The organism is Gordonia rhizosphera NBRC 16068 (genome assembly GCF_000298195.1).
GTDB lineage: Bacteria > Actinomycetota > Actinomycetes > Mycobacteriales > Mycobacteriaceae > Gordonia > Gordonia rhizosphera.
Genome location: NZ_BAHC01000091.1, coordinates 1 through 8,890, shown reverse-complemented (window position 1 = coordinate 8,890; position 8,890 = coordinate 1). Strand labels below are relative to the sequence as shown.

At 67.9% G+C, this 8,890-nt stretch carries 10 protein-coding genes; 7 read left to right on the top strand and 3 right to left on the bottom strand.

Going from position 1 to position 8,890, the window contains the following annotated elements:
* The 5 genes from GORHZ_RS10845 to GORHZ_RS10825 form a co-directional block, all read left to right on the top strand.
* Positions 1–1,046: SLC13 family permease (locus GORHZ_RS10845; protein ID WP_006332933.1), on the top strand; the 1,046-nt coding region annotated here is incomplete at its 5' end.
* Between the two features lie 35 nt (positions 1,047–1,081).
* Complete coding sequence (locus tag GORHZ_RS10840; RefSeq protein ID WP_006332932.1) at positions 1,082–2,722, top strand: ATP-binding protein; 1,641 nt, start codon at positions 1,082–1,084, stop codon at positions 2,720–2,722.
* Positions 2,722–3,387, top strand: coding sequence for a response regulator (locus tag GORHZ_RS10835; protein ID WP_006332930.1), 666 nt, complete (start codon positions 2,722–2,724; stop codon positions 3,385–3,387). The genes GORHZ_RS10840 and GORHZ_RS10835 overlap by 1 nt, the downstream gene beginning before the upstream one ends.
* 82 nt (positions 3,388–3,469) lie before the next feature.
* Positions 3,470–4,771: a TrpB-like pyridoxal phosphate-dependent enzyme gene (locus GORHZ_RS10830; RefSeq protein WP_006332929.1), complete on the top strand. Its 1,302-nt coding sequence runs from the start codon at positions 3,470–3,472 to the stop codon at positions 4,769–4,771.
* Positions 4,772–4,799: 28 nt separating this feature from the next.
* Positions 4,800–5,525 (top strand): DUF429 domain-containing protein, encoded by a 726-nt coding sequence (locus GORHZ_RS10825; RefSeq protein ID WP_006332928.1) that lies wholly within the window; start codon positions 4,800–4,802, stop codon positions 5,523–5,525.
* Between the two features lie 64 nt (positions 5,526–5,589).
* Here the strand turns inward: GORHZ_RS10825 and GORHZ_RS10820 are convergent, their stop codons facing one another.
* Positions 5,590–6,165, bottom strand: coding sequence for a GNAT family N-acetyltransferase (locus tag GORHZ_RS10820; RefSeq protein WP_006332927.1), 576 nt, complete (start codon positions 6,163–6,165; stop codon positions 5,590–5,592).
* A gap of 55 nt (positions 6,166–6,220) precedes the next feature.
* Positions 6,221–7,189, bottom strand: coding sequence for an NAD(P)-dependent alcohol dehydrogenase (locus tag GORHZ_RS10815; RefSeq protein WP_006332926.1), 969 nt, complete (start codon positions 7,187–7,189; stop codon positions 6,221–6,223).
* A gap of 93 nt (positions 7,190–7,282) precedes the next feature.
* Here GORHZ_RS10815 and GORHZ_RS10810 point away from each other — a divergent pair, with 93 nt between their 5' ends.
* The gene (locus GORHZ_RS10810; RefSeq protein WP_006332925.1) at positions 7,283–7,957 is read left to right on the top strand and encodes a TetR/AcrR family transcriptional regulator C-terminal domain-containing protein; all 675 of its coding nucleotides are present in this window, start codon (positions 7,283–7,285) and stop codon (positions 7,955–7,957) included.
* Between the two features lie 4 nt (positions 7,958–7,961).
* On the opposite strand, the gene GORHZ_RS10805 is transcribed toward GORHZ_RS10810, so the two are convergent.
* Positions 7,962–8,570, bottom strand: coding sequence for a TetR/AcrR family transcriptional regulator (locus GORHZ_RS10805; RefSeq protein ID WP_006332923.1), 609 nt, complete (start codon positions 8,568–8,570; stop codon positions 7,962–7,964).
* A gap of 129 nt (positions 8,571–8,699) precedes the next feature.
* Between GORHZ_RS10805 and GORHZ_RS10800 the strand changes: the two genes are divergently transcribed.
* Positions 8,700–8,890: 4-hydroxyphenylacetate 3-hydroxylase N-terminal domain-containing protein (locus GORHZ_RS10800; protein ID WP_006332922.1), on the top strand; the 191-nt coding region annotated here is incomplete at its 3' end.

The following is an 8,890-nucleotide window of genomic DNA, read 5'->3' as shown; positions in this document are numbered from 1 at the left end:
CCATGAACATCCTGCCGTGGGGTGGACCGACGGCCCGCGCGGCGAGCGCGCTCGAGATCGACACGAACGCGGTGTTCCTGCCCATGGTCCCGGCGCTGATCGTCGCCCTCATCGTCGTCCTGCTGTTCGCGCTGCACCTCGGTGTCATGGAACGTCGCCGGATCGGGCGCATCGAGATCAAGGACTCCATCCTGATGCCGCGCGAAGAGGTTCTCGTCGCCGCCGGTGGCGGTTCCGGTACCGATGTCCCCGGAAAGGCCCGCCGCTTCGGACGCAACGGGCGCGGCACTCCCCGAACCGGCTCGGCCGGAACCGGTTCCGCCGGGTCGAACGACGACGACACCTCTACCCGCGACCTGCATGTCGAGGAATACAACGAGGAGGGCGAGACGACCTTCACGGGTGTGCTCGATCCGAACCGTGCCACGTTGCGGCCCAAGCTGTTCTGGGTCAACGCCGGGCTGACCGTCGGTCTGCTCACCGTCCTCGGACTCGACATCATTTCCATCCCGGTGCTGTTCATGATCGCCGCCGGCATCGCGCTGGCCGTCAACTTCCCGCACGTGAAGGATCAGCAGGAGGCGATCACCCGCCACTCGTCGAGCATCGTGTCGGTGGTGGCGATGGTGCTCGCGGCGGCAGTGCTCACCGGCGTCTTCAACGGCACCGGAATGGTGGACGCGATTGCGCACTGGCTGGCCGAAGGCATTCCGGACTGGATGGGACCGCACATGGCCGTCGTCGTCGGAGTGCTGTCGCTGCCGCTGACCTTCCTGATGAGCAACGACGCGTTCTACTACGGCGTGCTGCCGGTGCTGTCGGAGACCGCGACGCGCTACGGCATCGATCCGGCCGAGATGGCACGCGCCTCGATCACCGGACAGACGGTGCACATGCAGTCCCCGCTGGTGCCGGCCATCCTGCTGCTGGTCGCGCTGGCCGGGGTGTCGCTGGCAGATCATCACCGCAAGGTGCTGTGGCGCGCGGCCGTGGTGTCCCTGGTGATGCTGGGTGTCGGCTGCCTCGTCGGCGCGATCCCGTTCTGACCTGATCACCTGTCGACCCGACCTAGGCTGACCGCATGCGATTGCGAACGCAGGTTCTGCTCCTGCAGCTCGCCGTCATCGCGGTCAGCCTCGGCGTCGGTTTCGGGCTGGTCATCTCCGGCACCGACGACCGGGTGCGCGACGAGTACGCCCAGCGGGCACTGGCCATCGCCCAGTCGGTGGCAGCTGACGAGCAGGTCCAGACCGAGGTCGCGGCCCACGATGGCGTGTCGCTGGATGCCGCCGCGCTCGCGACCGGGCCGTTGCAGGCCGAGGCCGTCGCGGTGCAACGGCGCACGGGGGCGCTGTTCGTGGTCATCGGCAACGATCAGGGCCTGCGCCTCGCACACCCGGACCCCGCCGAGCTCGCCAGGCATGTGTCCACCGATCCGTCGACCGCGCTTGCCGGCGAAGAGGAGGTGAGCACCGATCGGGGAACCCTCGGCGAGTCGGTGCGCGCCAAGGTGCCGGTCGTCGATCACGGGCTGGTCGTGGGTTTCGTCAGCGTCGGGGTGTCCACCGCCAAGCTGGCTGACGAGACCCGGGGCGACGTCATCGCCACCACCATCCTCGGTCTGGCCGCGTTGGCCGTGGGGGCGATCGGCTCGATCCTGCTGGCCCGGCGGTGGCGGCGGCTGACCCTGGGCCTCGAACCCGATGAGCTCTCCGAACTCGTACGCGAACAACGGGCGGTGCTGCATTCGATGGCCGACGGTGTCCTCGCCGTCGATGCGGGCGGTGTCGTCCGGGTCGCCAACGACACCGCCCGCAGGCTGCTGGACCTCGCCGACCCGGTCGGTGCTCGCGTCGACGAGCTGGGGCTGAGCACGCGAGTGCGCGGTGTCCTGGCCCAGCCGACCCCCGAGCCCATCGCGGCCACCGTCGGTGACCGGGTCGTGCTGGTCAGCTCACACACCGTCGAGGCCGACGGCCGTGACCTCGGTATGGTGCTGTCGGTGATCGACCGGACCGATGTCGAACATCTCACCCACGAGGTGGAATCGATCCGCGCGATGAGCACCGCCCTGCGCGCCCACCGCCACGAGACGGCCAACCGGATGCACGTACTCGCCGGACTGCTGCGGCACGGACACACCGACGAGGCGCTGGCCTACCTCGATGAGGTCACCGGAACCGGGCACACCACACGCCTCGACGGCCTCGACAACATCCGTGAACCTCATCTGCAGTCGTTTCTCGACGCCAAGGCCGCGCACGCCCGCGAACGTGGTGTCGTGCTGCGCCTCGGCGAGCAGACCTGGGTCGATGGCGGGCTCGCCGATCCGGTGGTGGTGACGACGGTGCTGGGGAACCTGGTGGACAACGCGATCGACGCCTGCGCGGCGGGGGCGGCGGATGAACCGCCCGAGGTGTCCGGCGTCGTCGAGGTCGAGGTCATCACCGACGCCGAGGACCTGCTGATCACGGTCGCCGACTCGGGGCAAGGGATCGCGTTCGACGACCCGTCGAGGGTGTTCGACGAAGGTGTGACCACCAAGACCGAAACGACTGTGCCCGGTGGCCGGGGTATGGGCCTGGCGCTGGCCCGCCAGATCGCCCGGCGGATCGGAGGAGACATCTGGGTGGCGGACCCGGGTGGAGGAGTCGGGGGCAGCGGACATGGGGGCGGGGCCGTCATGGTGGCCCGGCTGCCCGGGGTGATGGAGGGAGCGTGATGACCGACCTCGGCGTCCTCATCGTCGACGACGATTTCCGGGTGGCCGCGCTGCACGCGAGCATCGTCGAGGCCGTGCGGGGCTTCCGCGTCGTCGCACGAGCGGGCAGTGTGGCCGCCGCCCGCGCTGCCATGAACGATCGCGGTGACGACATCGACCTCGCGTTGCTCGACGTCTATCTGCCCGACGGGTCCGGTATCGACCTGGTAGCCGAACTGGCGTGCGACGTGTTCATCGTCGGCGCGGAGACCGACGCCGCGGCGGTACGGACCGCGATGCGGGCGGGTGCGCTTGCATATCTGATCAAACCCTTCGACGACACCGAACTGGCCCGCCGACTCGCCGGCTACGCCCAGTACCGGCGGGTCCTGGTCGCCGAGCACGTCGATCAGCACGCCGTCGACTCGGCACTGTCCGCGCTGCGCTTCGGCACGCGGGCGTCGGACCGTGCGGAAGCCGGCGGTCACACCGAGCAACGCATCCTCGACCTGTTCACCGCCACCGACGGCCCGTTGTTCGCCGATCAGGTGTCCCAGGCGGTCGGGGTCTCCCCGGCGACGGCCCGACGTCACCTCGCCCACCTGGTCTCGACCGGCCGGCTGGTCATGTCACTGCAGTACGGGACGACCGGGCGGCCGAGGCAGGAATACCGGTTGCCGGGGTGATGACCGTCCGGGCATCCCGAGCCGTCGGGCCTGTTCACGAACACCCTGCCGACGATTTTCGGCACGGTTTATGGTGGTCAGCATGACGATGAACGTGGACGCAACCAACCCGGATCTGGTCACCGTGGGAGTGCCCACCCATTGGTACAACCTCGCCGCCGAGCTCGACACCCCGATCCCGCCGCATCTGCATCCGGCGACCAAGGAGCCGGTCGGGCCCGAGGACCTCGCCGCCCTGTTCCCGGCCGGTCTGATCGCGCAGGAGGTCTCCGCCGAGCCCTACATCGAGATCCCGGAGCCGGTGCGGGAGATCTACCGGATGTGGCGGCCCTCCCCGCTGATCCGCGCTCGCCGGTTCGAACAAGCGCTGAACACTCGCGCGCACATCTACGTCAAGTACGAGGGTGTCAGCCCGGTGGGCAGCCACAAGACCAACTCCGCGGTCGCGCAGGCCTACTACAACAGCATCGACGGGGTGCGCCGACTGACCACCGAGACCGGCGCCGGTCAGTGGGGTAGCGCGCTCGCCTTCGCGGGCGCCCAGTTCGGCATCGACGTCGAGGTGTGGCAGGTCCGCGCCTCCTATGATTCCAAGCCCTACCGAGGCTTCCTGATCCGAACCTATGGCGGCACCCTGCACCCGTCGCCGTCCGACCTGACCGAGTCGGGCCGGGCGATGCTGGCCAAGGACCCGAACACCACCGGTAGCCTCGGCATGGCGGTCAGCGAGGCCGTCGAGATGGCTGCCGCGGACCCGGATACCCGATACGCACTCGGCAGTGTGCTCAACCACGTGGTGCTGCACCAGAGCGTCATCGGCCAAGAGGCCGTCGAGCAGCTCTATGCCGTCGAACCGGACGGCGCCGATGTCGTGTTCGGTTGCGCCGGTGGTGGTTCCAACCTCGGTGGGCTCTCGTTCCCGTTCCTGCGCGAGAAGATCCACGGCCGATCGAACCCGCGCATCGTCGCGGCCGAGCCCGCCGCGTGCCCGTCGATCACGCAGGGTGAGTACCGCTACGACCACGGAGATGTCGCGGGGCTCACCCCGCTGCTCAAGATGCACACCCTCGGTATGGATTTCGTGCCCGACCCGATCCACGCCGGTGGCCTGCGCTACCACGGCATGGCCCCGGCGCTGAGCCACACCGTTGAGCTCGGCCTCGTCGAGGGTGTCGCCGTCAGCCAGCACGACGCCTTCGCCGCAGGTGTGCAGTTCGCCCGTGCCCAGGGGATCGTGCCCGCACCCGAGTCCACCCACGCCATCGCGGCCTGTGCGGCACATGTGGCCGACAGCGACGAGGAACAGGTCGTGGTGATCGGTCTGTCCGGACACGGACAGCTCGACCTGCCGGCTTACGCGGAGTTCCTTGACGGGAAGTTCTGAGCCGCAATATCTTTAGGTGGCTGCGGTGATGCGGACGGTCGGTGTCGACCTCGCCGCATCACCGCGGCACACCGCGGTCGCGGTGATCGAGTGGTCCGGTGCCGCCGCCCGCGTGGTCGATCTGGCCATGCCCGCCGACGATGCGCGGATCGCCGACCTCGTCGTCGGTGCGGACCGGATCGGCGTCGACGCGCCCTTCGGCTGGCCCGACGACTTCGTGGAATTCGTTGTCGCACATCATCGCGGTGAACTCGGAGCGGGTCGTCGACTCGACGAGATCGAGTCGCGCCGCCCCCTGGCGTATCGATTGACCGACCGGGTCGTCGTCGCGAACGGCTGGGGCAGACCGCTGAGCGTGTCCGCGGACCAGATCGCGCACGTCGCATTCCGGGCGGCCGGGCTCATCACCGACCTCGGCGTCGCCGACCGTGTGAACGGCTGGGCGGTCGAGGCGTATCCGGCTGCGGCGCTGAAGAAATGGGACCTCCCGTCGCGCGGATACAAGGGGGTCGCGAACCGGGCACGCCTCGCCCGGCTCACCGAGGCACTGGCGGCGGCGCCGTGGCTGGAGCTCGGTGCTCATCGGGAGCAGATGATCGTCGACGACAACGCCTTCGACGCGGTGATCACCGCGCTGATCGCGCGCGCTGCGGAGCTGGGGCGCACCCGCCTCCCCGACGACGCGGATCGAGACGTGGCAATGCGGGAGGGATGGATACATGTGCCGGAGTGCGGGATCGGGGAACTCGTGTGAGACCGCTCCCTCGTTGCGTTTGCGCTCCTTCGATCGAGGTCGCGTTAACGTGATGGGGGAGCGACTACGTCAGATCGCGCCGCATGAGCACCCTCGCAAAGCCGTTCAGTACCGAGGTGGTGTCTGCGGACCACTCGAAACCATGGTCCTCGAACAGCTTCCGCGTGCCGACGTACGCCATCGTGAGGTCGACCTTTTCGCCCTTGTTGTCCAGGGGATAGCCCTCGATCGCGGGTGCGTTGTTCTCACGTGCATATTCGACGGCCCCGGCCAGCAGCGAATGCGAGATCCCTTGCCTACGATGACCGGGCCGGACCCGGATGCACCACACCGACCACACGTCGAGGTCGTCGACGTGCGGGATCTTGCGGTTGGTCGCGAACGTGGTGTCGGCGCGGGGTGCGACCGCCGCCCAGCCGACGACAACGTCGTCATCGTCGTAGGCGAGCACGCCCAGCGGAATCCCGCTGTCGCAGAGCTTCTTCACCTGCGCACCGCGTTCCTGCCGCACCAGCTGCCGGTTCAGCTTGTTGGGTATCCGGTAGCTCAGGCACCAGCAGACATTGGCATCCGGCTTCTTCGGCCCGACCATGGTCGCGATGTCCTCGAAGACGGTCGCGGGCCGTACGTCGATGGGCATGGTTCCACGATCGTCCGGATCGGGTACGCGCGCAAGGCCGGGCCGACGGCAGATCTCAGATCGTGACCGCGATCTTTCCGCGGACCTGGCCCTCGGTCAGGTAATCCATCGCCTTGGTCGTCTCTTCGAGCGCGAATGTCCGGTCCAGCGTGGGCTGCAGGGAACCGGCCTCGACCATGGCGGCCAGCACGGCCATGTCGTCGGCGCTCTCCTTGGCGAGCATGCTCGTCAGGCGATGCTTCACGAACAGGGACATCATGATGGCGCCGAGCTGACGTTCGGTACCGCCCAAGAGCTTTCCGCCGCCCTCGCCGCCGACGATGACGAGCGTCCCGCGTGGGGTGAGCAGGCGGCGCAGCACGCTGATCCGACGCCTGCCCGCGATGTCGATGATGACGTCGAACGGCCCTACGGACGGATCGATGGCACCGCGCGCATAGTCGATGACCTCGCGGGCACCGAGCGAACGTACCCATTCCGCCTTCGCACCGCTCGCCACCGCGACCACCTCGGCGCCGCGCGCCGCGGCGATCTGCACCGCGTACGCGCCGACCCCACCCGACGCCCCGATCACCAGCACGCGATCGCCCTCGGACACCCGGCCGACGTCGCGCACCGCCTGCAGTGCGGTCAGTCCCGAGACCGACAGCACCGCGGCTTCCTCGAAGGACGCGTTGGCAGGCTTGCGGGCCAGCCGGGTCACCGGCACGACCGCGTACTCGGCCAGCGAACCGTTGGCCGTGCCGATCACCTCATCGCCCACCGACCAGCCGTCGACCTCGGGACCGACCTCGGCCACGATGCCCGCGAGGTCGCGACCCGGGACCGGGTTGCGGGGTTTGCGGAGCCCGAACATCAGTCGCGCAACCAGCGGCTCGCCGGCCATGAGGTGCCACGTGCCCCGGTCGATCGCCGCTGCGTGCACCCGGACCAGAACCTCGCCCTTCTGCGGCTTCGGCCGGTCGGCCTCGCCCATCTCGAGGGTTTCGCTGCCGCCGTAGGCATTCTGTGTGATGGCTTTCATTGCTTCTCCAAACCTTACGTTGTAAGAACCTGGTTGTGACGGTAGTCTTACGACGTAAGGATGTCAAGAGATCGACGACCAGGAGTGCATGACGTGCCGGGCAAACCCCGTTCCCCCAAAGCGGCCACACTCACCCGTGAGGGCATCGTGCGGGCGGCCGTCGCCATCGCGGACGCCGACGGGCTCGGTGCCGTCACCATGCGCTCCGTTGCCCGGCGCCTCGATGTGGAGGCCATGTCGCTCTACCACCACGTCGCCAACAAGGAGGCGATGCTCGACGCGATGGTCGACGCGGTGTTCGACGAGTTCCACGCGCCGCGCGTCGGCGAGGACTGGGCAGACGAGATGCGTCAGCGATCACGGTCGGCCCGCACGGTTCTCAAGCGCCATCCGTGGGCGGTCGGGCTGATGGACTCGCGACGCCACGCGGGCTACGCGACGCTGCTTCACCACGACGCCGTCCTCGGTTGTCTGCGTACGGCGGGGTTCTCGATCGCGTTGACCGGACATGCATTCGCGCTTCTCGACGCGCACCTCTACGGTTTCCTGATCCAGGAACTCGCCCTGCCCTTCGAAGGCGGCGACGACCTCGCCGAGCTGGGCGATCAGATGATCGCGGCGCTGCCGGACGGGGCGTTGCCGTACTTTCGAGAGTTCGCCCTCGAGCACGCTCTGCAACCGGGGTACGAGTTCGGCGACGAGTTCGACGTCGGACTCGACCTGATCATCGAGGGACTCGCGGCACGGCTTGCGGCCGAAGTCGGTTAGGTGGTCATGGCGCGGTGCCCGGTCCGTAGACCGTTCGGTACCAGATGGCGGTGAGCACGTCGATGGCTGTGTCGTCGTCGGGAGGTTCGACGTCGAGATCACCGCCGGCGGCCAGCCATGCCCAGCAGGAGGATTCGAGGATGTTCACCAACGCCGAGGCCAACGCATCCAGCGGAAGCCCGACCCGATAACCGGCGCGCTCGGCGCCGTGCAGTCCCGACAGCATCTGCGTGATACCGGACGCACGGTGCTCGCGCCAGCGCTGCCGGAAGGTGTCGTCGAGCATCGACATCTGGAACAGCCCGATGATCTCCGGCAGGTACTTCTTGTAGTGCGTCCAATACGCGGTGACCGCGGCCCGTACCCCCGCCTCCGGGTCGGCATGCCTCGTGCCGAGCGAGGACTCGACGACCTCGGAGCTGAACTGCTCCAGCAGCGCCTCGAGTAACTGTTCCTTGTTGTCGTAGTAGTTGTAGAACGAACCCGTCGAGCGTCCCGCGACCTCCGCGATATCGGAGATCTTGGTGTTCAGGTAGCCCTTCTCGGCGAAGGTTTGCCGCGCGGCGTCGAGAAATGCCGCCTCGGTTCGTCGACCTTTGGTGGTCGGTGGCACGGGCTCGCCTCCTCTCGTCGATGGCTGCCGAGAATTATCCACCCTCGATGCACGCCTGGGTCCTTGTGGTTTCCTGAAACTGACTCTAGCCTCAGGAATTGAGATTGAGAACCCCGCGAAGGAGCCCAGATGGCGATGATGACCCGGGACGACTACCTTGCCTCGCTCGATGATGGGCGGCGGATCTTCGCCGAGGGCGAAGAGGTCAAGGAACTGGCGAAGCATCCGCAGTTCGCGACTGCGATCGCGCTCGTCGGGGATGGCTATGAGCAGAACTATGTGCCCGGTGATGATGTCAGTGGCCCGTATTTCCAGATCCC